The sequence below is a fragment of the Bradyrhizobium sp. 40 genome (genome assembly GCF_023100925.1).
Classification (GTDB): domain Bacteria; phylum Pseudomonadota; class Alphaproteobacteria; order Rhizobiales; family Xanthobacteraceae; genus Bradyrhizobium.
In genome coordinates, this window is the sequence record NZ_CP064688.1 from 1,876,133 (window position 1) to 1,901,928 (window position 25,796).

Consider the following 25,796-nt stretch of genomic DNA (forward strand, 5'->3'; position numbering starts at 1 on the left):
CCTTGGGACTTCTTTTGTTGCCGGATTTCGTGGCGATCCCCGTTCTCGTCGGTCTCGGCTTGCATCGGCTGCTGCGATACCTTCACGCCAAGGGGGACAAGGAAAGTTAGGCGCGACTTCTGCTATGGGTCAAAACGCGAAGAACTCAGCGTGAGCAAATCTCGTCCGCCGTGCTTCCGCGAGCGGACCACCGTTAGATGACGCGCCACGCCATGGGCCATAAGCGTCCCCAGATAAGTCCTTTGCTAAACCTGCGCTTCCGGTTTCGCATCTCGGCCATTTCGACCCAGACGCGGCTCCGCTCCCGTCAAAAGCCTTTGGATGTTGGCACGATGGCGGATGATCACGTACAAGCCGCCTCCGATCACCAGCAAGCGATAGGGCAATGGGTGCTCGACCGCACAGACAAGAACGATTGCTGTCAACGCCGCGAGCATCGAGCTCAAGGAAACGATCCGGGTTATAGCCAGTACGAAGCCAAAGACGGTTGCAGCCCCCAATCCCACGGGCCACGACATCGCCAACAACACACCAAGCCCGGTCGCCGCCGACTTACCGCCCGTGAAGTTCAGCCAAATCGATCGGCTATGTCCCAACAGCACGGCAATTCCAGCCAGACAAACAGCCCATGGCACCCCAACTTGCAGATCAGACGCTGTCGGCGGCTGGGTTAGTTCTGCGTAGACCCAGGGACAGAACGAGCGCGCGACAATGATGGCACCTACGCCCTTCAGCAGATCGCCGACGAGCACAAAGGGGCAGGCCATTTACCAAGGGTCCGCAAGACATTCGTTGCCCCTGTGGACTTGGAGCCATGCCTTCGAATGTCGATGCCCCTGAGCAGTTTCCCGGCCAGATAGCCCGTGGGGACCGAGCCGAGAAGATAGGCGATCACTAGCCCAGCCGCGCCCGCTGTCCAAAAAGCCATGGGTTTTATGTCCAGTGTCTGAACGCTGGTTTTATACCTGACTTCGTGTGACCGCTATGGGTCAGTCGCTTCGGTTTGGCGCGTCCAAAGTGGCGTCCGGTTTACCTCTCGCCGCCGACATCTAGGCGTCAGGCGGAAATTGTCGCGATGGGCCTATTGCCGAAGTGATCGCCTCAAATGGGGTAGCGCCACTTCAGTGCGCGGCGCACAAAAAGGAGCGCTGCGATCACGATGATCAGGGCCACGAGATACACGGCGACTGCCCGCTGTTCGTGCGGCAAATAAAGCGGGGCAAACATGAGCATCAATAGCGCAGAGAGGAGCCCCGTCTGGGCGTAGAAGAGCGGCGAGCGCAGCATGCCCGTTGGCTTCAACTCCTCAAGCCTGTCACCAGCGCGCGTCGTGCGACGGTAAAGAAAGGATAAAATTACGAGAGCGAAAATCCATTCCATGCAGCAGAGCTACCACCTCAGGATTTAGGATGGCTCAACGTGTTATGAAAAAAACAACGTATGTCCGGTTCGGGTCCAAAAGCCGCCGATCAGGGCTAAGGTGCAGGACTTCCGCTTTGCGTGGGTAAGCCGATGGTTCTGACTAAACGTCCTAGCTTCACGGCCTCCGACGTGGCTTTCCCGCCGGATTCCTCAACAGCGGGCGCATGACGTCAATGCTGGTGAGGCTGTTTTCAAATCCGGGCGGCAGCGGCATCTCGTCGGGGGCGGCATCGTTGCAGACAGGGCAGGGGTCGCCAGCGCCGCCGCAGCCGCAGGCCTTTGGCCCGTCCCAAGGGCGGTCTGGATGGTTCTCGCAAACCCAGTGGGTATCGTCACAGTGGGAGCATGCCACGTCCGGTCCTCCGTTAATGCGCCGTGGGCTCCTCCTCGATCTCCTCGCCGTGCAGATGGGCGAGCACATCGCCGAGGTCGCGCACGTCCAGCAGCTTGCCGCAGATCGTGCAGCGGATGAAGTGGTCACGCTCACTCTGCGGCGGAGGCCCTTCCGGCTTGCTTTCTCGGAACGTCATGCGGCGCCCTTTAGCGGCAGCGCGAGCCGCACATCAAAGCGCCTGGTCGCGTTGGCGGCGATGAAGTCCTGCAGGGAGGCGGAGACATCATCATCGCGGTCGACCGCGCGCTGCGCCAGCGCGTCGGCGACCTCGGATGTGGCGTCGGGCGCGGTAGCCGTCGTACTTGATCTCGTGGAGCCAGCGCTCCCCGCGCGGAACCCGCTCGACCATCTCGGCGAGGAGCGGCTCGATGAAGCCGGGATACGGCGTTTTCACCCCAATCGCGCTGGCCTTCTTACGCTGAGACGCCACTGACAAACTTCACGACGCAACACACAGGGACTGGAGTCTCGCTTGGTGAATTTGTTCCCCGACCGAAGTTGGACCGGTCGGGAAATGTTGCAGCATCGCCCAGTGGAGCTTCATGGCGCAGAGCGACAACGCTGACGTTTTTTTCAGCAAACCCTGAAGCAACGAATACTCGCTCGCCTCGTTGCAGGTGACCCAGATAGGAGACGATTTATGCGCAAACTCGCCGCAGCCGCCTTGGCCTCGATCTTGTTGGCCCCGCCATTCGCCTATGCCCACCAGCCGGGGCCAGATTGGATGCCGATGGAACAGGTCATGGCGAAAGTTAAGCAATCTGGCTATTCGCAGGTTACGAAGCTGGAAGCCGATGATGGCCGGTGGGAGGGTGAAGGGATCAAGGACGGCAAGAAGATGGATTTCCATGCCGATCCACGGACTGGTCAGATCACCTCAGAGAAGCAAGACGATTGACGCCGTGGGAGGCCGCCAACTCAGGCAGACTTACTCTCTTCGTGCGGGCAGGACGACAGCGGCGATGGTGGGCTCGCTGCCCGGCCTGACGTCGGCGCCGCGCTTCCCACACGCCTTGCAGACGAATCGCTGCGCGAGATCGGAGAGCCTGACCTCGTCCGGCCACTGGTCGGCGGCGTCGCGGCCCAGGATGACGTTGTGGCTGGCGTTATGCAGGCAGAGACGATGAGACCACGAACGCCGGCCGAGCGCATCTCACCCAGCGTGATCTTCACCGGGCGGCATCAGGTAGGTTCCGGTTTCGTGGGGGCAGGCTTGCGCATTTCGCGATCAAACCCCGCGTCGGCCGGTTGGCAAATGTTGATAGGTGGGAGGTGGGAAGCTACCGCCGCTCGTGGGTGTGGATTAACTGGCCCCGGCGCCATTATCCCCCCGGGTCGGATGCCATCACGAGGCCGAGGATTAGGACGTACACTCTCTAGGCGAAGGGAGGTACCTCCACCAAGGTGCCGATCAATCGCAACAGAGCTTGCTGCTCTGGCCCTTTCACATCACGTAAAAACTTCCCTAGCTCAATGTGAGAGAGGTGCCCGCCAGACGGAGCATTCGGCTGATGAATGATGAAAGCGTGACCATTCATCGGTTCGCGTCCGATGAACCAAGTGTCGCCGTTTGGGCTTCGATACAGTTCTCGCCTCTCAGACATAGCTTCCTCCTCAGAGATAGAGTCAGGACAGTGCGGGACACGTTCAGCAGCGCGCCATGTACATGTCCAATATTGCAAAAGCGGGCGAGTTCCATATCAGTCGCGTGGCTCAGCGCCTTTCATACTGCAACCTGGTCTTCTTTCACGCCGCGTGCCACGATCCGCAGGGCCCCATCTGGAAGCGGCCGCTGTAGCTGGAGAGCCTCGTCCGGAGGCGCGGTCATCCAGGTCTCGACTTCCTCTGGCGTGGTGAGGATCACCGGCATCGCCTTCGGGTGGATGGCACCGATTTCCGCGTTCGGCTCTGTCGTCAGGAAGGCATAGAGGTCGTTGGTGGTCTCGCCCTCCTTGACCTTCCGCACAGAGGTCCAGTTCGTCCACATGCCGGCGAAGCAGGCGAGCGGCCGGCTTTCATCAAGCGCGAACCAGATGTCGCCGCCCTCGGCCTTGTTGAACTCGCTGAACGAGTTGAACGGAACCACGCAGCGATGTTCAGGACCTAGCCAGCGCGTCCAGTGCTTCGACTTAACATTTCGGATGTTGGTCGTGCCGCCGTCCGGCTCCATTCGCAGCAGATCCTTGAAGTCGACGGTCTTGCCTTTGGCTTGCAGTTTTTCAGCGCGCTTCTTGGTGGCATCCATGATGGCTTTGGAGGATGAGGGCATGCCCCACCGAGCGGTTGCGAGCTCGCGGGCCTCGGCGCCGTTGCGTACGATAGGCGCCTTGTAATCAGGAAAGACGCCAGGCATTGGAGCTAGGTTGCCCACGTACCGGTTGACGACGCGAAATAGCGCGCTGATCGCAGCCTGGTTGGTCGTGATGCTGTAGAGGTTGCACATCGTCACGAGGCCTTCTTCGTGCGCCGTGAGGGTGCTGCGGGTTGAGGGTCACCGGCCGGCCGCAGACCGATCAGATCGGGCCGGCGCTTCTTTCCGAGGGTGCGCTCGCAGGGGCCGCAATAGAGAAAACTTCGCATCAGCGCTACCTGGCGATCACGCGGCTGCACAACCAAGGCGAGGTCGATCATCTCGGTGTGCTTGCAGTGTTCGCAGCGCACCTCGAGAAGCGAGAACCCCCCAGCGATTGCCGCCGCAATCGTGGGGGAGGGATGGTCCAGCTCGCCGATAAACAGGGCAGTGTTCCAAGCCGCACAATCGAGAGCGTAGGCGGTGGCGCGCGCTGCGTCCGCGGCGGCGTGAGCCCTGGCCGCCTGCTCCAGGAGATTGGCAAAGGTAACTTCTGCCTTGTGAATCTCACGAGCGTAGTATTTGCGGTCGCCGCCAGACATGGGTGGTGGCTTGATGATGCGAGCGGCGGACATGGCACAATGATCGCGCTGAATCGTGCCAGCGGGAAGCCGCTAGACCTAGGGCCGGCGCCCGACGGCACCACCACAAGTTTGTCAAGGCCGCCATTTGGCGGAGATCTCCCGAACTGCCACCGATTTGCACCGTATCCCTGGTACTTCCGCGGGATTGCGCAAAGCCTTCGCCCAGCTATTGTGCTCTTTTTACGGTTTGGCCGTGGGGGCTATTTTGGTTGATCTCATTGCTTCACGTCCGCATGCGCGGACGGAGGTACGGGCCATCGTCTATGTTGCAGCGCTCAGCGCCGCGGCGGCCTAGAGGCGACGCTGGACTATCTGCGGCGCGTGGTAGGCTGGCGTTCGGCAGGCTAAGTCGGGCACGGCCCGCCGACCTTCGCAGTTCATGCTCGCTATGCTGCGGTCACGCGGATCTAAATGTTTCGATCTCAGGCGGTCGCGAAATCGTCGACATTCCGGACAACGACCGACGGGTGCTTGCCCTTATTCCGATGACGCCGGGCGAATAGTGTGAACCCCGGCGTCAACTTTATCGCTGAGCATGGCAGGTGATCCGCAGGGGTTGGCCTTAAGGCAGAGCCCCACCATTAGCGATGCTGCACGGAACGAGGACGGGGGGCTACCTTTCCGAAAATAGCTTTGCGCGAGTCGCGGAAATTCCCATGTTGTGGCTGCGCATAATAAAGGAGCCCCAGACCCATCCCACCGACAACTGACACCAATCGTCAGGCCGGCAGCCGACAAGGGGAAACCTTTGACCTTGCCTTAAAACGCCGATCACTCGGCCTACACCTCCCGGGACGTCGTAAAGATCGACGTCGGAAATGATTGCTGTCGTCGTTTGTCGAGGAACACCAATAGCTCCAAAGCCGCCAGGGGAGTGTCCCGCTACGAATCCCTGAACCTTTCGAGGTACCTCATTTTGCAATACGCCGGGTTTTTTGACATTAAAATTTCCGGGTGGATCGTATTCGCAAGCCCACAGGGTTCCCTCATTTCCACCGAGCGAACAGGTCTTCTTGGCACATCCTAACTTGGCAGAGTCCTTCCAAACCACTTGGGTAAAGTGACCGTTCACCTTGTCCGGATTGTCTTCCGGACCGCACCCCTTGGTACCGCCGCCTCGCCAAACCGGATTGTCAAAATCATAAGCGTTAATTTCGCAATACCAGCCTTCAACAACATTCGCCGGAGTCTGAGCAGGTTCTCCATAGTGAAAGGAAAGATTTTCGCCAAAGGGGTTGCCGGGGCCGCAATCTCCTTGATGGCAGAAAAACTCGTCTCCATCCGAGTTCTTTGCAGTTCGACATTGGTCTACCCAAGCTTGCGCGTTGCTTGTGAGTCCTGCATCCCAAGTCAAAGCAGGCACCGCGTGCATTGCGCGGCGTTTGTTATGTTCTTCACATAGGCTTTTTGCTTCCGAATCTGGGGCTGCGCTGCATGGATCACCTGTGGGAGGGGTCACCGGCCCAGGGCCGGGGCCAGCAGTTGTTGCCGGCAGGGCACCGCATTCAATCGCCACGGCATCAAGATACGCACCAGATCTCCCCTTAAGTCCTACGGCGGCTTGTCCGGCTGGACACGGTTGGGTGTTCTCGGCGTTTGGAAAAAAGGGCGCAGTACCTACGTCGAGGTTATGCCGCGCAGCGCTCGTTGTCGAAACACAATCGAAGATGATCATACGGACGACAGAACTGCCGTTCTGCGTGCCAGGCACAATTCCTAAGCCGTGAATAATCTCGCTGTTACCGCACGCTCTTTTCGTCAGGGGGCTACCGCCGTTCCCACCATGCGGATGCTCTTTGTCTTCCGAGACGTCACCAATTGTGCCATCACCTTTTAGCGCACCACAGATGATCGATATTTGATCGACTACAGCACCTGTCTTTGCATTCACTCCAATAAGATACTTGTTGGCGGGGCAAGAAGCGGGGAAAACTCCTCCTCCAGGCCCTCCTACAGGATCAAACGCGGCTGCGGGACCTGCTGCGAGGAGAAGCGAACAAACACCAAAGAGAAACGATGCGACAGAATACTTGGCCCGCGCGCTCATGATCGCCTCCGACGCGAAGTTGTAAAGCAACAGCTTCGCTATTTCAGTTGCCGAGAGTCAAGTAGATGTTTCTGGCACTGAGTGCTGCAGCGCTGTGCCTCTACTCTGCTCACTGCGGCCTCACCTTTGCAGGCGTGTCACACTTGATCACGCAACTCGGTTCCATTTTTGAGGTCTACGCTATCCACTATTTCGACGAATAATTCTTCTCCCTCGGCATGTGAGTGAATAACCTCCGTTGATTGGCTGCAATGGCGGTCAAAGAGTCATTGCCGTCCGCGTAGGTCTGGGCCCGACCTTGCATCGCGCGGCTACAATGTCGCTCCTGGGGTCGGCAAGAAGGCCTCGGGCCGGCCCTGTCTGGCGCTTTTCTTCCATCGGCGCTACTCTTGCAGTCATTATGCCGATTTCCGCGGACTCCATCTGCAAAGACATGGGCATCGAGATCGTGCCGACGACCGTCCGTCCTGACAAGAACCAGACGTGCGCCGGCGCAACGATCGCCGCCGTTTTTGACGAACACGGGCCCGGCCATCTGACCTTGGTCCTGCGGACGATCACCGAATCGACCGGCAACGAGCGAGCGCTAAAAGCGCCGATCATCTGGGCGGTCAGCGATCTGATCGCGACGCAGCCGGCCTGGGCCGATCGAGGGTTGGGGTGGATTGAAGCCTTCGATGACGTCGATCTAAACGCCCTCATGGTGCGGGCGCGGGGCAACAGGAAGGCCGTGGGGGTGCGGGCTGGCATTGCCCTGCTGTACGAACGCCTCTCAGCGGCCTTGGGAAGCCCGGCAAGGCCAAGCTCTACAAGCGTGCTCAGGTGCTGCACGACGTGAATAATTAACAATGCCACGTTAGGCAGATGGTCAGTCGATTAGTTTCTGAAACTGAGAACGCAACAGAGGAAATGGTTCGTACAGCGCCATTTCCTTGCGCCATTTCACCAGTTCAGTGAGATCGCCATCATCAAGCGTAACAATAAATCCACGATCATCAAGCGCCGTGTCCCGGCATCGCGCCTCAAAGTGAGATTTATTTTTGAAGCTACGCGCGACCAGCAAGCCGACCCGCCCTCGGTTGGGTGAGAATCTCCCGGCGAGCTGGTCCAATTCAGGGTTTGCAGGGTCGCGGCTATAATTCTTGCATTCTATGTGAATCTGGGAAGACGGATAATGGAGGGCAATCCAGTGAAAAAAAGCCGGTTGATGCTCTGTTTGTGTAGGTAATATCGATGCGCTTGCGCTTGTCATGAATCTTATGTTGAGAGATTGGATTTGAAAGGGAAGGGTAAAACATTGCAGTAAACAGGGCTTCGATCGCCTTTTCGTAACGATCGGCATCCTCATCGCCCGGCTTGAGCTTTATAACGTCGGCTAAAAGTCGGTCCCAATCGGGCGGGGAAGTATTCTCGATTTCGGCGATCTTATCCAAGGAGAGGGGCGGCCGCTTTTTTCCTTCCTTGCTATCCTTGTATTCTTTCAACGCCTCGGGATGTTTTAGTGTCTCTCTTAGCTGCGCGTATTGGTTGTCGCACGGATTACACTCGCCTTCAAAGGGTATGTGATGTCGAGCGCAATGCAATGCTACTCCGCGTGCCTAGGTCAATTTGCGCGCTTGGGCTGTATGGGGAGGGGCCTGGGAGGCCCCTTTTCGATCGCCGTCCGATCCGAGATCAAAAACAACATCGAGCCAGGCATTTGCGATGTCCGCTAAGGGCCACCAAGCCGAAGTGGTGCCTCCAAGGAATATTTGTACAATTGGGCATTTGGATCGTCCGATCTCTCCTTGCCAAGGCGACGACAAAATGCAGCTCTTGACGCCACGGCTCATCCTCCGACCATGCCTTTTCAACACGATATCGGAGATAATTTGTGGCAAGCTGTAAATGGATTCAGTCGGCTTACAGATAAGGAAATCCGCAAGATGGAATCAGTTGGCTGACTGATAGGGTTTGGCTGCAAACGGAGTCAGTTCTTCAACTGATAAGCTTTTTACACAAAGCTTATCAGTCTGACGTGATCTTCGCACCCGCCAGTCGAGCGGCAGCCATTATCAGCCGAACGGCGGTCCCCGGCGATAGCCTAGCCCTTCCGTCGTACATGGCTGAGTTTCCAAGCAAAGAAACGTGGTCGCAGCCGCCGTCAATGTGCTGCCCCATTCGACTCAGGTAATGGGCGCGGAACATCGCCGACATCGTCAAGGTCAGGCGCCTGGCCGTATCCCATGCGTTTCATCTGCTCGTGTACTTGCGCCATGTCACCGTCGCTGAGGCGCGGCGGCTCGCCGATAGCCAACGCATGGACATACATCTTCGCCAGCGTCTCCACTTCCACGGCGAGCCAAAGAGCCTTTTCAAACGTCTGGGCCGCCACGAGCATGCCGTGATGGCCAAGCAGGCAGGCGTTGCGATCTTCGAGTGCCCTGAGGGCGTAGTCTGACAGCGCCTGCGTGCCGAAACAAGCATATGGCGCACAACGGACATCGTTGCCACCTGCAACTGCGACCATATAGTGGAAGCAGGGGATGCCACGCTCGTGAATGGCGAGAGTTGTGCTGAAGGTCGAATGCGTATGGAGCACGACGTTGACGTCTTCGCGTGCTCGCAGAATGTCGCGGTGAAAGCGCCATTCGGACGAAGGCCGATGGTTGCCCTGGTAATTCGCGGCAAAATCCATCGCAACAATATCTTCTGGCTGCATCCGATCATAGGGCAGACTGGTAGGCGTGATCAGCATGCCGCTTGGGATCCGGTGCGAAAGATTGCCGGATGTGCCCTGATTCAGTCCGTTTCGATTCATCTGCCTGCAGGTATCGACAATGCCTTGCCGGAGATCAGCATGAGTGTGGTCTGTCATAAGGCGGGCTCCGAGAAAGCGATCCAGGACTGATAGGCGGTGGAAAGGCCGCGCGGGTCGAACCCGTCGTTGCTAAGCGATGTGACAGCTTCAAGTACTACGCTCGAAACCGGCTGCGTACGCGAGAATCGCCGCCACAGCAGCGCAGCGCCAAGCGCCGTTCCGTGCGGTGATTGACTCACCCTGACGCTCTGCGAGGGTCGTAAGGTCGCAAGACAACGGGCGAAGGGCAAATTCGCCGCAAAGCCACCATCGATGACTATGCATTTTGAGCTCTCGAGTGCATCAAGGCAGCGGTTTGCGCTGAACACTGCGTAGAGAAGTGCCAATGCCTGCCATTCGGCAGGCGTCTCGGGAGACGGTCCGATGACCCGTCCGCGGCGAGCCGCGCCCGGAAATAATCCGTCGTCGCCAATGAAGGAGGGGAGCGCCAGGGTCCCCTTCGACAGCAGGGCCGACAATGCGGCAAGGACGGCTGCATCAGAAGCACGATGTTCCCCGCGGATCAGGTCGTATTCGCGGCCGGTCGCGATCAATGTCGAAGGTGCATTCTCGCCATCGACGTCGATATTGAGCACCATCGCGCGCGCGCGATCGAGTTTGTCCAGGGAGAGGTCGCGCTGAAATCCGATCATCCAGGTTCCGGTCGATAGGATCGAGGCATCGACCATGCCGGCAGCCCTGTACCGAAACAGGTTGGCGTTGGAATCATGCACGCCACAGAGGATCTCGGTCGATTGCGTCAGGCCAGTGCGCCTGGCTACGGATTCCGAAACCGTCCCTAGCACCGCGCCGGCAGCGACGCGTTCGGGCAGCAGATGGCTCCAACCGCGCTTGCGCATAATCGAGGAAGGCTGATGGTGGATGAGGTCCCAGATATGGCTCTGAGCCGCAAGCTGCGAGATTTCACTGGCCGCACGTCCGCCAAGCCGCAAGGCGAAAAATTGCGCGGTGGTCAGATAAGCTTTTGCGCGGGCGAATTCCACGGGATATGCGCTTTCCTGCCACAGCAGCTGCTTTCCGAGCCGCATCGCGCCTCCGATTCCGCAGAACACCTCATCGTAACCGGGCGCGATCCGGGCATATGCTTCATCAATTGCCGGCGGAGAGACAGCATCATAGTCCATCATCGGCAGCACCGGCGTATCACCGTCGACAAGAACTGCGCCGCATCCATGCGCAGCCACGATCACGGCGCCAATGGCATGGCCTCGAGACACCACGGCAAGGGTATCGAGAAGCCAATCTTCTAGCCCGGCAAGATCATAGGCGAGGTACGAGCCCTGAGTCATCGACACATTCGGAATCTCATGTGTTTCGAGCGGCCAGCCGTCATCGCTCGCCACTAGCAGCTTGATATTGGTCTTGCCAATGTCGAGAACCGCGATGGGGGGCGAGCCGATCGAACTCATCATCGCTGGCTACCGCGGCGCCTTGCCGGCGAAATGAGGAACCGCCGCGACGGCAATCAAGATTCCACCCCAGATCGCCAGCGTGAGGAATTGGCTGAGGTTCAAAAGGTTGAATGCCGAGGAGATCACTTGAAGGATGATCAGCGCAAGCAATAGCCCGCCGACTTTTCCGAAGCCACCAAACGGATCGATGCCGCCGAGGACGGCCGCGAGGATGGTGACCAGCAGATAGCTCTCGCCGTATGCCGCGTTGGCCGAATTGAAACGTGCCAACATGACCACCGCTGCTGCGCCCGCGAGCAGGCTGGAAAGCACATAGAGTTTGAGGAGAACGGCGCGGGTATCGACCCCGGAGTAGCGGGTTGCTTTCTCGTTCGAGCCGATCATGTAAACCTTTGCTCCGAACGGCGTCGCGTTCAGCATCAGCGCGACGGGCAAGGCGCAGAGCGCAAGTACGATCAGAGCAAAGGGTACCCCAAAAACCGTTCCATTGCCGATAAACACAATGGGCTCCGGAAATCCGGAGATGACGTTACCGCGCGACAGGCCGATCGCGACGCCCTTGCATAGTGTCATCGTGCCGAGCGTGGCGAGGATCGGGGAAACGCCGAGATAGGCGATGACGAAACCGTTGAGGAGACCTACCAATGCGGCCACTGCAAACCCTGCAGCGATCGCCAGCACTTGAATGCCGACCCAGGCAAAGCCCTGACTCCCTGGGATGTAGTGCGTCAGCAGGAAGGCGATGGTCAGTCCGGACAGATTGGCGGTCGCGATGATGGAGAGGTTGAGCCCACCGGATAGCAAGGCCAGCATCATTGCAAGCGAGAGGATGCCGAGTTCTGGCATCTGGAAAGCCATCGATTGGAGCGTGTTGACCGAGAAGAACCGGTCGCCGATCATGATCGCGAACGCCACCCAGAGCGCGAGCAACAGCAGGGTGAGGGTGGCGACAGTGCCGCTGCCAGCGAGGCCTACCATGCGCCGGCGAAGTGAGAGGGCGGGCGCATTGCTCATCGGCGCGCGCTCCGGGTTCGCCGCTCTCGCTGCGACCAGGCGGTTGCTGAGACCGAAATGAGGATAACCAAACCGACGAAGAACGGCGACCAGTAGGACGAAACGCCCAGCAAAATGATTCCATTTTGGAGCACGGCGAGCAGTGTCAGGCCCAAAAACGTGCCGAGGACGGTGCCGACGCCCCCCATCAGGCTGGCGCCGCCCAGCACGACGGCGGCGACCACATCGAGTTCCTTGCCCACCAGCACAGTCGGAGCCACGGACTGCGCGAGTTGTGCCTGGATCAGGGAAGCGATTCCAGCCATGACACCCATGTAGCAATACACCAGTATGTTAAGGCCGAAAATGTGGAAGCCGAGTCGCTGCGCGGCATCGGCATTGCCTCCCATGGCATAGATTTGCCGGCCGATATTGGTTCGGTTAAGCAGGAGCCAGGTGACGAGAAATGCCAGCGCGAGCGCTAGGATCTGCAGGTTGACACCGTACGAGCTATCCTTGCCCCATTCGAATTCGAACCAGAAGATGCCGGTCGCAAACCAGTCAGGCAGCGAATAGATGTATTTGCCGCCAGTGAAGAAGATCAGAAGCCCATAAAAAATGTTCAGCGTTGCGACCGAAACGATGATCGATGGTATTCGAAGCTTCTGGATGAAGATTGCGTTGAGGGCACCGAGCGCACCGCCAATCCCAATTGCGATGGCGAAGACGCTGATCCAGTTCGCGCCGTAAGCATTGGCAAACGAGAGTGTGACATATTGTGCCACCGACGCGGTCGCGGTGAATGAGATGTCGATTCCGCCGGCGATCAGCACGACCAGTAGTCCGAGCGCAAGGATGCCGACGAATGCGTAGGAGGTCAGCAGGTCGAACAGATTCTGCATGGTCAAGAATTGGGCATTCGCGAAGCCCAAGCTGGCGCAGAGCCCCAAGATTACCATCAGCAGCCAGAACTCATGGCTGCGACGAAACCTGCCGAATGATGCAATGGCCGATTCAGGCATTGACGGCCTGCCGAAGCGCGTCTTCTGAGGTGGCTGCGGCAGCCACGTCGGTTGTCAAACGGCCTTCCCGCATCACCAGCACGCGATGACTGTGATAAAGGACCTCGGGGATTTCGTCCGATATCATTAGCACCGCGACGCCGTCGCGGGCCAACCGCCGGATGATTTCGTAAATGCCGTCCTTGGCGCTGATGTCGACGCCCACCGTGGGACTATCGAGGATAAGCACCCGCGGGTTGGTCGCTATCCATTTGGCGAGCACGATCCGCTGCTGATTGCCCCCGGAGAGGGTCTTCACCGCGTTGGCGGGGTTGGAGACCTTGATCCCGAGTTCAGCAACCCACCGAGCAACATGGCTCTGTCGCGCGCGTGCGGCAATCAGGCCGAATGCGCCAGCCAGCCGTTCCAGCACCGTGAGCGTGACGTTCGCGGTGACAGACTGATGCAGGATGAGACCAAGCGTAAGCCTATCTTCGGATACATAGGCGATCCCTCGATCGATCGCCTCTGCATTTGTACGAAGGGCGATGGGCCGCCCGTCAAGTGCGATGGTGCCGCGATCGGGCGGCTTCATGCCGAACAGCGATAGCGCGAGTTCGGTTCGCCCCGAGCCGAGCAGACCGGTGAGACCCACTACTTCCCCCGCGCGCAACTGCAAACTTACATCCTCGTACTCACCCTCGCGGCCCAGGCCCTTAACTTCCAGCACAATTGGCCCAGCGGCAAGCTCAGGCGCCTGTATCTGATACTCGAAGGACTTGCCGGTCATCAGCTGGCTGAGCTTCCCCCCGTCGATTGTGTCTGCAGCAAAAGTACCGACTTTGGCGCCATCCCGCAGTACCGTTACGCGTTCGGCGATTTCAAGCACCTCGTCGAGGCGGTGGCTGACGAAAACGACGCAGATGCCAGTACGCTTCAGCTCGCTCACGAGCTCGATCAGGGCGTTCACCTCGTGGCGGGTCAACGATGCCGTAGGCTCATCCATGATCAGGAGCTTAGCATCCGCAGCCAAGGCCCGGCAGATCGCGACCAGCTGGCGTCCGGCAATGCTGAGCTCTGAGACTTTTGCGTCCGGGTCGAACTCAACGCCGATTTTCGCCATTGTGGCCTTCGCGGTGGCGCGCATTGAGGCCCAGTTCACCGAATGAATGCCGCCAAGATGGTGCGCCATCGCGATATTCTCGGCGACGGTGAGGTTGGGAAATAGCGAAAGATCCTGGTAGATGACCTGAATGCCGCAATGCGTGGAGTAGACCGGGTTTAGTTTGGGATATTCCTTGCCGGAAATTACGATCCGGCCGCCGGGCTCCGCTGCCTCTACGCCCGAAATGATCTTGATCAGGGTCGACTTGCCGGAGCCGTTTTCACCCACCAGGCAGTGCACCTCGCCGACTTCCAGAGCGAGATCGACGCCGCGGAGCGCGTGCACGCCGCCGAAGCGCTTCGATATGCCGGACATCTCCAGGAAAGTCGCCAAAGGTTCGCCTGCAATGGACCGTTGGATCGTGCGATCACTCGAGTGGTACCGCATTCCCGACCGGAACGCCGGGAATGCAGCGCGATGAGGCGGCTGAACCGGCTTCGGTCTAGAGCCCTCCGGCAATCAGTCCGTCGATGGTTTCCTTGTTGATGCGCATGATCTTGTCCACCTTGATCTGCTTTCCTGCAACGTCGACGGCCGCCTTGCCAAGGCCGGGTACATCGACGCCATCCATGATGGGCTTGCCATCGAGCACGAGTTTGGCCACCGCGACCATCGCGTAACCCGCATCGGTGGGATTCCACAGAAATCCTTCGCGGATCGTATCATCCGCGATAAGCGACTTCGCTTGGCTTGGCAGCACGGTGCCGACAACGGCGATCTTCTTGCCAAGACGTTGCTGACGCACAGCATTTCCAGCCCCGATTGGTCCATTCGAACCGAAGCCGAGAATACCACGCAGGTTGGGATAGGCCTTGATCACGTCGAGCGTCGTGCGCTGGCTGGTGTCGATCTCGTCGGCCCCTGGGAAGCGGTCAGCGACGAGCTTCATTTTCGGAAAATTCTTCTGCTGGTAGGCAATCGCGGCATCGGCCCATTTGTTGTGAAGCGGCGTCGTAAGAGTCCCGACATAGACTACATAATCACCTTCGCCGCCCATGTCCTTGGCGAGACGTTCCATCTGCACCTCGCCGAAGCGAACGGAGTCGATCAATTCCACATTCCAGTCACGGCCTTCCTGTTCCGGACCCTCATGCGTAATGACCTTGATTCCGGCGGCTTGGGCACGCTTCAGCACGGGCTCGCAGACTTTTACATCAAGCGGCACCAAGCCGATCACGTTGACCTTCTTGGCAATCAGATCCTCAAGGAGCTTTACTTGCTGTGCCGGATCGACGTTCGCCGGGCCCACCATGGTGGCATTAATGCTGAAATCCTTCGCACCCTTCTGGATTCCCTTTTCAAGTGCGTTGAACCACGGAATTCCCGCGATCTTCACGACCGTGACCATTTCCTTTTGGGCTTGCGCAAAGGCAAAGCCCGGAATACCGGCACTGGCCAACGCGGCCGTGCCGCCGATCAGCTTGAGCGTCTGGCGTCTGTCCATTGTTCCCTCCCAGGAAATTATCTTGGATTCCGCACCCCTGACCTGGCAGTCGCCGGGTGGGGCCGTCGACCCTGTTCTTGCTGGAGGCAGAAAGTTATTGCCTGTCCGACCGCAGGACCTTGAAGCAGATTAGAGACTGGCGCTCCAGAACGTGTCAAGCAAGTGACATGCTCGCCAGCCACCATCGCAGTGCGATACCTAGTCTGGTCTTCAAGCTGCTGAGTGAGCTGCAGCGATCGATCAGCATCCCTACAGCCATCACGTCAGCGAAGGAACGCCCACGCCATCCCGCCGGACGAAAGCAAACAGTCCCGGCCCTGGCTTCAGAACCCACCAGGTCGGCTGCGCACAGCGATTCACACTTTTCTCTGATCTCTGAGTGTCATTTTTTCGTCACCGTGTGGGTGCGCGCGCGAAGGGCCGGCATGGCGAGCTTCGCCGTTGCACAATCCCTTGCCGGCCACGACTATCTGACTGTCATCGTTACGTTTTTAGCTTCCCGTAATCGTCATCGTCCGACCGTTCGTTCACATCATTTTTCGCGCTCGGGCTCCTGCCCTCCGCTTGTCAGCATCGCGGGTCGCATGCCATCCTAACCCGCGCGCGCAGGGGAAGGGCAATTCCCGCCATTGGCTATGCGCCGCGTTAGGGCGACGTCCATGACGCTTGATCAGATAAGGTCAAGAAAGCACTGCTGCCTGGGCGAGCCATGCTGCAGAGCGATTCGATCCGCCGCTTCTCGACCCGCCTCGGGAGCGAGGCAATTCGTGAGGGCCAGGCGCTGGGCTATCAGCTGGAGGAGGTCCTGCATTTGCCGGCCGAGACCATCGCGGGCCTGGCGAGGGCGACGAAACGTGATGCACGTCCGCGACCAGCAGCGCTTTTCGGATTCCAAATACACTTCCTCCGAGCAGCGCCCCTCGATGTCCCAAGACTTGCAGAAGGGCCGTCGCACCGAAATCGAACCCCTCAATGGCTTCGTCGTGGATGATCCGAAGCACATCACGGAGCTGCGATTGAATCGAGCGGCACCCTTACAGTCTCTCCCACCACTTCCTGGAAGACGCCGCGTTTACTTGCGAGCGCAGGCCGGGTTGCCGCGCCAACAAGATGACGCATGTCTGCGGCCAAAGTCGCGGTCGCTCCAATCGATATAGACCGAAAAATTGAATCTTGCGGCCGCTGCAATTCTTCTCCTGGTACGTCGAAACGGCAGGTCCGAGAAATGGAGTCTCCGCAAATCGACGTTGATTGCTTCTGGACCGGCTCGGTCTTTGAAGGTGTGCATTCCAGATTTGAAGGCGCCCCCCCGGCAGTGAGCTGCATTGAGCAGAGAAGGCGAGCTTGAGGGCACTGACCGGGACGGTTATATTAATCCCAATTCACTTTGACGCAGCGCACTTTCACCTTTACGGCGCTGACGGTATACCTAGCCTTATGTTTGTGGGGTGGGCGTAATGAGCGAGTGCGGCAATGTCCAATGAACCGGTTGAGCTAGACGCGCTGGTTGTTGGTGCGGGCTTTGCGGGCCTCTACCAGCTGTTTCGGCTTCGGGATAACCTTGGCTTGAAAGTCAAGGCCGTAGAAGCGGCTCAGGGTGTTGGGGGCACGTGGTTCTGGAATCGCTACCCTGGAGCTCGGTGCGACTCTGAAAGCCATGTCTATTGGTATACGTTTTCCCTGGATTTGATGCGACAATGGGAGTGGTCTGAACGCTATCCGGGCCAAGCAGAAATTCTGCGTTATCTGAATTTCGTTGCTGACAAGCTCGACCTGAAACGCGACATTCAATTTGGTACCCGGGTTGCGTCGGCGCATTACGATGAAGCGACGAATCGCTGGCACATCCGTGCAGATACGGGCGAGACCTTCATCGCGAAGTTTCTCATTACCGCGGTCGGCTGCCTCTCCACTGCCAACGTGCCCGACATTCTGGGACTGAAGACCTTCAAGGGTGAGTGGTACCATACAGGGCAGTGGCCGCACGAAGGCGTCGAGTTTGCGGGCAAGCGAGTGGGGATGATCGGCACCGGATCGACCGCCATCCAGGCGGCGCCGGTGATCGCCGATCAAGCCAAGCATCTGACCGTATTTCAGCGTACCGCGAACTATTCAGTACCAGCACGCAACGTCCCATTGACGGCGGACTTCAAGCAATATGTCAAAAACAGCGCCAGCGAAATACGCGCGACTACGCATCAAACCTACAATGGCATGGGCTTCAAGGTTGCGGAACGCAAAGCGGTCGACACGCCGCCAGAGGAGCGCGAGAGAATTTATGACGAGGCGTGGGAGCGTGGCGGGCTGCAGTTCCGCGCATCCTTTGAGGACATGCTCGTTTCTAAGGAAGCAAACGACACCGCTGCTGATTTCATAAAAAGGAAGATCCGCTCGATTGTGAAGGATCCCAAGACCGCGGCGGTCCTCGCTGACATTGATCATCCGTATGCGGCCAAGCGCCCGCCGATCGATACCGACTATTTTGAGACCTACAATCGGCAGAATGTCACGCTGGTGGACGTCAAAGCTGCGCCAATCCGGCAGATCTCCGAGATTGGAATTCTCACGGATCAGGCCGAGTACCCCCTAGACATCATAGTTTTTGCGACAGGGTTCGATGCGTTGACGGGACCGCTGCTCAAGATGGATATCCGCGGGCGGGGCGGGATCGCACTCAAGCATGTCTGGGAGGCAGGACCACGCAATTATCTAGGTTTGCAGGTCGCTGGTTTTCCAAACCTCTTCACCATCACGGGGCCCGGCAGTCCATCGGTTCTGTGCAACATGCCCGTAGCCATAGAGCAACATGTCGATTGGATCACCGATTGCATCGCTCATATGCGGACTAACGGGCTGGAGCGGATCGAGGCACGGGCCGACGCCGTCGAGAAATGGGTAAGCGAAGTCAACGAGGCGGCTGCACGAACACTACTGCCGCAGGCAAAGCATTCCTGGTACCTCGGGGCGAATATTCCAGGCAAGCCGCAGGTGTTCATGCCATATGCAGGTGGCTTGGTCCGTTATCGCGAGATCTGTCAGAAGGTCGTCACCCGCGGCTACGAAGGTTTCGCTCTGTCATAGTCGTTTGCAATGAGTTCGGCTCGTCTTCCTCGGCGATGGTCCGGTCGTTAACCTGAATCGTGCCTAGCGGAGCTGCAAGCACCTATCCTTCCGAGGCCACCGTCCCTCACGGCCGAAGCGCGCCCCAGAAAGCCGCCAGCTGCAGGTAGAAAATCCTACAAGATTGACGCCTAAGCCGGTGTTCTCCGAAGTCGGGATGTGCGGAGCACAAGCCTGCGCAGGTTGAGCTCCAGCATATCTGCGAGGACCATTATCGTGCGTCGTGATTTTGACTAACACGTCCGAGTCTGGCTCGAAGGCCACATCGCAGTCCGACACCGTTCTCGTCAGAGACAAGGCGCAAAAATGCCCCGTCAAGTCCGGGGCTAGAGTTTGCTTTGGAGGTCGTCTCTTTTGTCTGCGCTCGGAGTTCAGAGATTCAAGCTCATCGCTTCGGGGTAATAGTGGAAGCCCTCCGATGTCTTGGCGATATGGCCGTAACCTGGCCAGGCAAAATGATAGGACATCACAGGAATCTTATTTGCAGCGATCATATCTAGCAGTTTGACCCGGCTTTCAGCTGCCTGCTGCGGATCGGTGTCGTACGAGAACTGCATCCGCGGTTTTTCAAGCAGCAGTATCGGATGGTGAGTAAGATCACCGAGGAAGGCGAACGATTTCCCTGCCGACGAGACCATGAAGATTGTGTGACCTACGGTGTGGCCAGGAGCTGCCATGGCCTGCACGCCGGGAAGGAATTCCTGACCGTCCTTGAAGAACACAAGGCGATCTCGTATCGGCAGTAAGTTCTTGCGTGCATGAACGACAAAGTCCTTCAATGGACTGCCAAGCTTGCCTTCATCGGTCCAGAAATCGAAATCGCTCTGAGCTATGTAGTACTGTGCGTTGGGGAATAATGGCTTACCGTCCGCGTCCACAATGCCGCCGATATGATCGATGTGCGCATGTGATAAGACCACGGCGTCGATGTCGGCTGGTTTAATGCCAGCCTCTGCCATACTCTTCTGCTGACGGCCGGTGGTCGGTCCGAAGGCCTTAGACGTTCCCATGCCAGTGTCGAATAGAACTAGCCTGTCACCCATATTCACGATCGGCGAATTCTGCTCCAGCACCACATTTTCCGGTGAGAGGAAATTGTCGCTCAGCATCTTCTTCACTTCTTCATCAGGCACGCCGATGAAGGTCCCTTTCGGAGGACCGAGTGGCAGCGGACCGTCAGAAACGACCGTCACTTCGGCGTCTCCGAGACCGAAGCGATAGAAATAAGCTGGCTGCGTCCCAAGCTTGGGTGCTCGCGCAAAAGCGTTACTGCCCAGCACGGTCGATGCGCCTAATCCTGCGCCGAGGGCGAGCAAGGAGCGCCGCGAAAGGTCGTGTGTCATGTTTCCTCCTTTTGTTATTATGAAGTAACGTAGCAGGATGCGCTCGTTCCCGAAGGCTGGCAAGGGGAGTCCGTCTTGTGCGAGCGAGCCGTCCGTATATCTCGCTCGTCGGCTCGAAGTGACCCGCGTACTGCCGTAGATCGCTCCTGGTGAGCGGAGCTGCGTCACATATCATTTGCGTCTGAGTTCTCCCGGGTCGCCATCTGTCCGCAGTTAAGGTGGGAAGGGAAATGACCGGCGCTGGATGAGCTCGACGTGAGGGACCGCGAGTAGACGTCCTTCCTTCGCGCTAAACACCTCGAGCGACAGGCGCCGTGCGCTCATCTTGAGATCGCTATGTTGTGAGTGTTCATTCCCGAAGCGGATCCGCTTCGCGAAAGTCCCTGCGATGAGCGGAATGGGCAAGGTGGATAGCGCGGCACCAGCGCATCGCGGTAAGATCCCGTGAGGTATATTGAGCAGCAAGGCGGCGCCCAACTCTACCGGAAGGTACAATGCCCATTACCGAGGCTCCGGCCTCGCTCCACCTTTATGTCGCTTGATCAGCATGGCCTCGCTGATCTACAGTCGGGCACAACACGACTGGTTGATTCAACAGCCGGATCACAGGGAGGTGCAGTTCGATGAGCGGACCCGTCACGCGTCGCACGCTTTTGGCCGGTGGCACGGCTACTTTGGTGGCCGCCCCATGGGTAGCCAGGGCACAGGCAAATACTCTCCGCATAGGCATGCAAAGCATCCTATCGGGACCCATCGCGCTGCTCGGCACCTCTTCGCGCAACTCGCTCCTCATCGAGCAAGATCGCATCAATGCCGCTGGCGGCTTCCTGGGCCGGCAAATCGAGTTCGTTTTCCGGGATTCCAAAGGCCAGCCGCAGGAAGCGGCGCGGGTCGCACGTGAACTGGTGAACACTGCAGGCTGCGAGCTGCTGGTCGATGCGGAAGCGTCGTCCGCCTCATTCGCGGTGCAGGAGGTTATGCGCGACCTCAATGTGGCTTGCATTCACACCAACAGCGAGACGTCATCGCTCACCGCAGATCCGAAGATCCGGGTGCCCACCGCATTTCGCGTGGCGCGTCAGGGCGTGCACGATGCTGTCGCCGGCAGCCTCTACCTCGCCGACTTCGCCAATGCCAAGAAAATCAACAAATGGGCGACTTGCTCACCGGACTACGCCTATGGGCGCGACACGACGGCGCAGTATCTGCAGTTCTTCAAAAAGTTCAAACCGGATGTCGAGGTCGTAACCGAGGCCTGGCCCAAGCTCGGCCAGCCGGACTTCACCGAAGTGATTACCAAACTGATCCAGGCCAAGCCGCAGGCGCTGTTCACGCTGCTGTATGCCGGGCGATCTCTCGGCGTTCGTGAACCAGGGGAATGTCTATGCTCTGTTCGGGCAGATGACCGTCGCAACTCCGAACGTCGACTATCCAGTACTGGCCGCGATCAAGAATCTGCCCGCGGGCATCCAGTCGGCCACCCGCTATCTTGAGACATTCCCGGATACGCCGGCGAACAAGGAATGGGGTCAGGCGTACTTCAAAAGGTGGAACGAACGGCCGACTAATTGGTCCTGGCAGAATTCGGTCGCCATGCACTTCTATGAGGCAGCCATCAAGAAGGCCAATTCTCTGGACGGCAAGGCGATAGCGGCTGCCCTGACGGGACTGAAGATTAATTCGCCCTTTGGCGCCGACGGCACCATCACCATGCGGGACGATCACACGACAATCGGCTATGCGATCGGGTGGGGACAGACCATTCCGAAGGATCCTTTCATCAGCGACATCAAACCCGCCGATTGGGGCAAGATTATCGAACTTGAGACGGAGTGGAAGAAGCAGCAGAATTACAGCTGACGATCGATGGACTTCAACGCGCTGGGCGCATGTTTTACGACCCCCGCCTGTGTGGTGACGCAGGCCACCAGCGGCCTGATCGTGGGCATGCTGTTATTCCTGGTGGCTGCCGGCTTGACGCTGATCTTCGGCGTTCTCAAGATCGTCAACTTCGCCCACGGCACCTTCTACATGCTGGGCGGCTATGTAGCTTACAGCGCATATGCCGCGACGGATAGTTACGCGCTCGCCGTGTTGGCGGGTGCGGTGGCCATGGCCTTGTTCGGCGTGCTCTTCGAACGCGTGCTGATGAGCCGGGTCTACGGCAGCAACGTGCTTATGCAGCTTCTGGTGTGCTACGCCGTGGTGCTGATCTTCGACGACGTCGTCAAGATTGTCTGGGGTCCCGAGTTCCGCGCCATGGGAATGCCGGCTGCCTTTCAGGTCCCGCCGCTGTTCATTGCAGGCGGCGTCGTGCCCCCGTTTTACGCCGTGCTGATCGGAATAGCAGCGCTGATAGCCATGGTGCTCAGCCTCGGGCTGTCCAGAACGCGCCTCGGCAAGACAGTTCGGGCCGCGGCGGTCAATCCGCAGATGGTCTCGGCACTCGGGGTCAATACGACGGTGCTATTCGCGATCGTCTTTGCGATCGGCGGTGGGCTCGCTGGCCTCGCAGGCGCGCTCGCGGGTCCCGTTCGCTCGCTTTCGCCCGGCATGGGCTTCTCGATCCTGATCGAGGGATTCATCGTCACCGTGATCGGCGGTATGGGCTCGATCGCTGGTGCGATGGTTGCGGCGCTCGTCATCGGGCTCGTTCGAGGCTTCGGCACGATCGGCTTCCCCGGCTTCACAGATGGGCTTATCTACATCGTGATGATTGGTATCTTGGTCCTGCGCCCGCAGGGACTGTTCGGCCGCCCTCTATGAATCGCAATCCTGCCTTGCGCGATGCCCTGTTCGCCGCGATCGTGCTGATCTTGGTGCTCGCGATTCCAATGTTGCATCGTAGCCCCGCCTTCGAGGATTTCATTATCCGTCTCAGCGCGATGGCGCTGTTCGCGACCTCGCTCAATCTGCTGGTCGGCAATACAGGAATGGTCTCATTCGGCCACGGAATGTTCTATGGCTTCGCCGCCTATGCATTTGGCCTCACGATGCAGTTGACGGAATTGCCTCTGCCGGTCGCGGCGCTATTCGCGGTGGCTCTGACGACCATCGCCGCTCTCCTGGTTGGCGCAATCTGCGTCCGACTAAGCACGGACTATTTCGCTTTCATCACCCTCGCGGTGCAGATGCTCTTCTTCAGCGTTATTGTTTCATGGCAGAGCCTGACGGGAGGTGATCAGGGGTTGCGCGGTGGTATTCCTCGCCGTCACATCTTTGGTTTCGACCTGGGCTCGCAGCTTCATCTATACCAGTTCTGCGCCATCGTAGCCGTGCTCGGATTGTTGGCGCTCCGCCATGTCTCGATGAGTCCGTTGGGGAATACGTTGCGCATGGTCCGCGACAATGCGGAACGCGCCAGCTTTGTCGGCATCGTCCTGTGGCGCGCCCGGCTGCTGGCATTCACGATCGCGGGCGGCTTCGCCGGGATTGGAGGCGTGCTGGCAGCCCTGTTCGTATCAGGCGCCTATCCCGAGCTGGCCGATTGGCCCAACTCGGGCCAAGCGATTTTTGCGGTCATGCTGGGAGGCATCAACAGCTTCCTCGGGCCCGTGCTGGGCGCGATGATCCTGCTCGCGCTGAACGACCTGGTACAGCGTTTTACGGAGTATCACGGACTTGTCCTGGGCGTCGTGATCCTCGCATTCGCGCTTGGCCTGCGCCGTGGCGTACTCGATTTCATCCACCTCGTCTGGAGCAAGCGCGCGCGATGAACGTTGAGATCAATCATCTCACGAAGTCATTCGGCGGCGTGCGCGCGATCGACGACGTGTCGCTTGCCTTTCCCTCCGGCAGCTTATCAGCAATTATCGGACCGAACGGGGCCGGCAAGACGACCTTCTTCAACCTGATCAGTGGCGCGTTCATCGCCGATTCTGGCGAGGTGCTGCTTGACGGTGAGGACATTCTCCAGCTCTCCAAAACGGAACGCATGCGGCGGGGCATTGGTCGTGCCTTCCAAGTCGCGAGTTGTTTTCCGACCATGACTGTGCGCGCGAACTTGATGGCTGCGGTCACGGCCCACGCCGGCCGCTGGGCCAGCCTGTCTCATCGCTTTCCGTCCCCTGGCATGCGCGAGCGTGCGGACGATGTGATGGAGTTCGTCGGGTTGACCGATGTTGCCAATGTCGAGGCGAACATCCTCTCGCATGGCGATCAGAAGCTGCTTGATATCGCTATTGCGCTCGCGTTGGAGCCCAAAGTGCTGTTGCTCGATGAACCTACGGCTGGCATGGGCCCGGACGAACGCTGGCGCATGATTGAGCGCGTTCGCGCTCTTTGGGAACGCCGAAAGCTAACCCTTATTTTCATCGAGCACGACATGGATATCGTCTTCAAGGTTGCCAGCAGCATTCGCGTGCTCTGCTACGGCAAGGTGCTGGCCGAGGGCACCCCAGACCAGATCCGCAACAACCAGGCTGTCATCGACGCCTATCTTGGGGCAGAGGAGAACGCGACTTGACCGAGCTCTTGCGTGCGGAGGGCGTAAGCGTGTTCTACGGCGCGAGCCAGATCCTATTCGGCGTCGATGCTGAGCTCCAGGAAAAGTGTACACTAGCGCTGCTCGGCCGAAATGGCGCGGGCAAGAGCACGACAATGAAGGCGCTCGCTGGCATTGTCCCGGTGCGCAGCGGCCACATCTTCTTCGCTGGCCGCGACATCACGCACGCACCACCTCACGCGCGCGCGCAACTGGGAATGGCTTATGTGCCGGAAGACCGGCAAGTATTCCCCGAGCACAGTGTGGAGGACAACCTCCTGATCGCGGCCAAGAGCGGCCCTGGCGGCCGGCGTGACTGGACGCTGCCGCGGATCTGGGAAACGTTCCCGCTTCTTACAAGGCTTCGATCCCGCCAGGCAGGCCGCCTTTCCGGCGGCGAGCAACAGCTGCTGGTGATCGCTCGTGCGCTGATGGGAAACCCGCTGGTCTTGCTGCTTGACGAGCCTAGCGAAGGGCTGGCGCCGATCATTGTCGCCGACATCAGCAGGGTCTTGCGAGAATTGGGCGCGGGTGGCGCCACGATTTTGCTGGCTGAACAGAACATGCATTTCTGCCTGCGGATTGCACAGGAGGCGCTCGTCATCGATAAGGGCAAAGTCGTACATCGTGAAAGCACGACAGGCCTTTCAGGAAATGATGATATTCGAAGGCGCTATCTGGCGATGTAGACCCTGCGGAGCAGACATCACGCCGCCGATAGTTGTTCCCGAAAACCGACCTCTGCCTCAGTCACGTGTCAGGCGGTTGTCGCGACCACCCGCTTCGCGGTCACCGATGCTGCTGCATAATCAGCGAGCTATGAAATGAACGCATGGGCCCCGCAGATCTCTGCGCTTAGGCCGGCCTTCGAGGGAAGCCTCTGACGCGAAGGAGATGAGAGAACGGTTGATCCGAACAACGCTGGCGGCGACAATAAGGCCGTGGCGGCTGTCATGGTTGTCTTTCAACTACCCGACACGCGCTATGCAGAGTGGAGTGTCAGTATCGCCTACCAGGCGATGGGCGCCCAGCCGATCGACATCATCGTTGTCCCCGATTCCGGTAGTTGTGCGGTGTTCATTTTCGGAACGGGGCGTGCCGCCAGCTCGAAGGAGAGAGCTAGCGAGACAGCAAGCCCGGCAAAGATGCATGGTTCCTTACCGGAGCGCCAGGAGATT

Annotated in this window: 23 protein-coding genes and 2 pseudogenes; 9 read left to right on the forward strand and 16 right to left on the reverse strand. The window is 58.8% G+C overall.

Annotated elements, in window-relative coordinates; genetic code table 11:
- Positions 1–245: 245 nt before the first annotated feature.
- The 4 genes and pseudogenes from plsY to IVB40_RS08940 form a co-directional block, all read right to left on the reverse strand.
- Positions 246–928, reverse strand: a pseudogene (gene plsY / locus IVB40_RS08925) (glycerol-3-phosphate 1-O-acyltransferase PlsY).
- Positions 929–1,101: 173 nt separating this feature from the next.
- Entirely contained in the window at positions 1,102–1,380 is a 279-nt protein-coding gene (locus tag IVB40_RS08930) for a hypothetical protein (protein ID WP_247818641.1), read from the reverse strand.
- A gap of 407 nt (positions 1,381–1,787) precedes the next feature.
- Positions 1,788–1,952, reverse strand: a complete 165-nt coding sequence (locus IVB40_RS08935) for a hypothetical protein (protein WP_247818642.1) — start codon at positions 1,950–1,952, stop codon at positions 1,788–1,790.
- Positions 1,953–2,087: 135 nt separating this feature from the next.
- A pseudogene (locus IVB40_RS08940) lies at positions 2,088–2,246 on the reverse strand (DNA ligase); the annotation flags it as partial.
- A 210-nt stretch (positions 2,247–2,456) separates the two neighbouring features.
- Here IVB40_RS08940 and IVB40_RS08945 point away from each other — a divergent pair.
- Positions 2,457–2,714, forward strand: coding sequence for a PepSY domain-containing protein (locus IVB40_RS08945; protein ID WP_247818643.1), 258 nt, complete (start codon positions 2,457–2,459; stop codon positions 2,712–2,714).
- An 825-nt stretch (positions 2,715–3,539) separates the two neighbouring features.
- On the opposite strand, the gene IVB40_RS08955 is transcribed toward IVB40_RS08945, so the two are convergent.
- From IVB40_RS08955 to IVB40_RS08965, 3 genes are all read right to left on the reverse strand, one after another.
- The gene (locus IVB40_RS08955) at positions 3,540–4,259 is read right to left on the reverse strand and encodes an SOS response-associated peptidase (protein WP_247819512.1); all 720 of its coding nucleotides are present in this window, start codon (positions 4,257–4,259) and stop codon (positions 3,540–3,542) included.
- Positions 4,260–4,261: 2 nt separating this feature from the next.
- Positions 4,262–4,741: a hypothetical protein gene (locus IVB40_RS08960; protein ID WP_247818644.1), complete on the reverse strand. Its 480-nt coding sequence runs from the start codon at positions 4,739–4,741 to the stop codon at positions 4,262–4,264.
- Positions 4,742–5,363: 622 nt separating this feature from the next.
- Positions 5,364–6,797, reverse strand: coding sequence for a CAP domain-containing protein (locus IVB40_RS08965; RefSeq protein ID WP_247818645.1), 1,434 nt, complete (start codon positions 6,795–6,797; stop codon positions 5,364–5,366).
- A gap of 433 nt (positions 6,798–7,230) precedes the next feature.
- On the opposite strand from IVB40_RS08965, the gene IVB40_RS08970 reads away from it, so the two are divergent.
- On the forward strand, positions 7,231–7,635 hold the full coding sequence (locus tag IVB40_RS08970) for a hypothetical protein (RefSeq protein ID WP_247818646.1): 405 nt from the start codon (positions 7,231–7,233) through the stop codon (positions 7,633–7,635).
- A gap of 30 nt (positions 7,636–7,665) precedes the next feature.
- Here IVB40_RS08970 and IVB40_RS08975 read toward each other — a convergent pair whose 3' ends face one another.
- The 8 genes from IVB40_RS08975 to IVB40_RS09010 all read right to left on the reverse strand — a co-directional run bounded on the left by IVB40_RS08975 (position 7,666) and on the right by IVB40_RS09010 (position 15,672).
- Positions 7,666–7,908, reverse strand: coding sequence for a hypothetical protein (locus IVB40_RS08975; RefSeq protein ID WP_247818647.1), 243 nt, complete (start codon positions 7,906–7,908; stop codon positions 7,666–7,668).
- 22 nt (positions 7,909–7,930) lie between these two features.
- Positions 7,931–8,281: a hypothetical protein gene (locus tag IVB40_RS08980; protein ID WP_247818648.1), complete on the reverse strand. Its 351-nt coding sequence runs from the start codon at positions 8,279–8,281 to the stop codon at positions 7,931–7,933.
- 659 nt (positions 8,282–8,940) lie between these two features.
- Positions 8,941–9,654: a class II aldolase/adducin family protein gene (locus tag IVB40_RS08985; RefSeq protein ID WP_247818649.1), complete on the reverse strand. Its 714-nt coding sequence runs from the start codon at positions 9,652–9,654 to the stop codon at positions 8,941–8,943.
- Complete coding sequence (locus tag IVB40_RS08990; protein WP_247818650.1) at positions 9,651–11,069, reverse strand: FGGY-family carbohydrate kinase; 1,419 nt, start codon at positions 11,067–11,069, stop codon at positions 9,651–9,653. Before IVB40_RS08990 ends, IVB40_RS08985 begins: the two co-directional genes overlap by 4 nt.
- A gap of 6 nt (positions 11,070–11,075) precedes the next feature.
- Positions 11,076–12,083 carry an ABC transporter permease gene (locus IVB40_RS08995; RefSeq protein ID WP_247818651.1) on the reverse strand — a complete coding sequence of 336 codons (1,008 nt, stop codon included), beginning with the start codon at positions 12,081–12,083 and terminating at the stop codon, positions 11,076–11,078.
- Positions 12,080–13,084 carry an ABC transporter permease gene (locus IVB40_RS09000; protein WP_247818652.1) on the reverse strand — a complete coding sequence of 335 codons (1,005 nt, stop codon included), beginning with the start codon at positions 13,082–13,084 and terminating at the stop codon, positions 12,080–12,082. Before IVB40_RS09000 ends, IVB40_RS08995 begins: the two co-directional genes overlap by 4 nt.
- Positions 13,077–14,561, reverse strand: coding sequence for a sugar ABC transporter ATP-binding protein (locus IVB40_RS09005; protein WP_247818653.1), 1,485 nt, complete (start codon positions 14,559–14,561; stop codon positions 13,077–13,079). Before IVB40_RS09005 ends, IVB40_RS09000 begins: the two co-directional genes overlap by 8 nt.
- Before the next feature lie 109 nt (positions 14,562–14,670).
- Positions 14,671–15,672 carry an autoinducer 2 ABC transporter substrate-binding protein gene (locus IVB40_RS09010; protein WP_247818654.1) on the reverse strand — a complete coding sequence of 334 codons (1,002 nt, stop codon included), beginning with the start codon at positions 15,670–15,672 and terminating at the stop codon, positions 14,671–14,673.
- 1,473 nt (positions 15,673–17,145) lie between these two features.
- Here IVB40_RS09010 and IVB40_RS09015 point away from each other — a divergent pair.
- Positions 17,146–18,753, forward strand: a complete 1,608-nt coding sequence (locus tag IVB40_RS09015; RefSeq protein ID WP_247818655.1) for an NAD(P)/FAD-dependent oxidoreductase — start codon at positions 17,146–17,148, stop codon at positions 18,751–18,753.
- Positions 18,754–19,163: 410 nt separating this feature from the next.
- On the opposite strand, the gene IVB40_RS09020 is transcribed toward IVB40_RS09015, so the two are convergent.
- Positions 19,164–20,135, reverse strand: coding sequence for an MBL fold metallo-hydrolase (locus IVB40_RS09020; protein WP_247818656.1), 972 nt, complete (start codon positions 20,133–20,135; stop codon positions 19,164–19,166).
- Positions 20,136–20,758: 623 nt separating this feature from the next.
- Between IVB40_RS09020 and IVB40_RS35705 the strand changes: the two genes are divergently transcribed.
- From IVB40_RS35705 to IVB40_RS09045, 6 genes are read left to right on the forward strand one after another with little or no spacing between them, the layout of a single operon-like run.
- A complete protein-coding gene (locus tag IVB40_RS35705; RefSeq protein WP_253075450.1) occupies positions 20,759–21,628 on the forward strand; it encodes an ABC transporter substrate-binding protein in 870 nt (289 codons plus the stop codon).
- On the forward strand, positions 21,537–21,995 hold the full coding sequence (locus tag IVB40_RS35710) for an ABC transporter substrate-binding protein (RefSeq protein ID WP_253075451.1): 459 nt from the start codon (positions 21,537–21,539) through the stop codon (positions 21,993–21,995). The genes IVB40_RS35705 and IVB40_RS35710 overlap by 92 nt, the downstream gene beginning before the upstream one ends.
- 6 nt (positions 21,996–22,001) lie before the next feature.
- Positions 22,002–22,901 carry a branched-chain amino acid ABC transporter permease gene (locus IVB40_RS09030; protein WP_247288235.1) on the forward strand — a complete coding sequence of 300 codons (900 nt, stop codon included), beginning with the start codon at positions 22,002–22,004 and terminating at the stop codon, positions 22,899–22,901.
- Between the two features lie 14 nt (positions 22,902–22,915).
- On the forward strand, positions 22,916–23,851 hold the full coding sequence (locus tag IVB40_RS09035) for a branched-chain amino acid ABC transporter permease (protein WP_247818657.1): 936 nt from the start codon (positions 22,916–22,918) through the stop codon (positions 23,849–23,851).
- On the forward strand, positions 23,848–24,600 hold the full coding sequence (locus tag IVB40_RS09040) for an ABC transporter ATP-binding protein (RefSeq protein ID WP_247288236.1): 753 nt from the start codon (positions 23,848–23,850) through the stop codon (positions 24,598–24,600). The genes IVB40_RS09035 and IVB40_RS09040 overlap by 4 nt, the downstream gene beginning before the upstream one ends.
- Complete coding sequence (locus IVB40_RS09045) at positions 24,597–25,307, forward strand: ABC transporter ATP-binding protein (RefSeq protein ID WP_247288237.1); 711 nt, start codon at positions 24,597–24,599, stop codon at positions 25,305–25,307. Before IVB40_RS09040 ends, IVB40_RS09045 begins: the two co-directional genes overlap by 4 nt.
- The last annotated feature ends 489 nt before the right edge of the window (positions 25,308–25,796 follow it).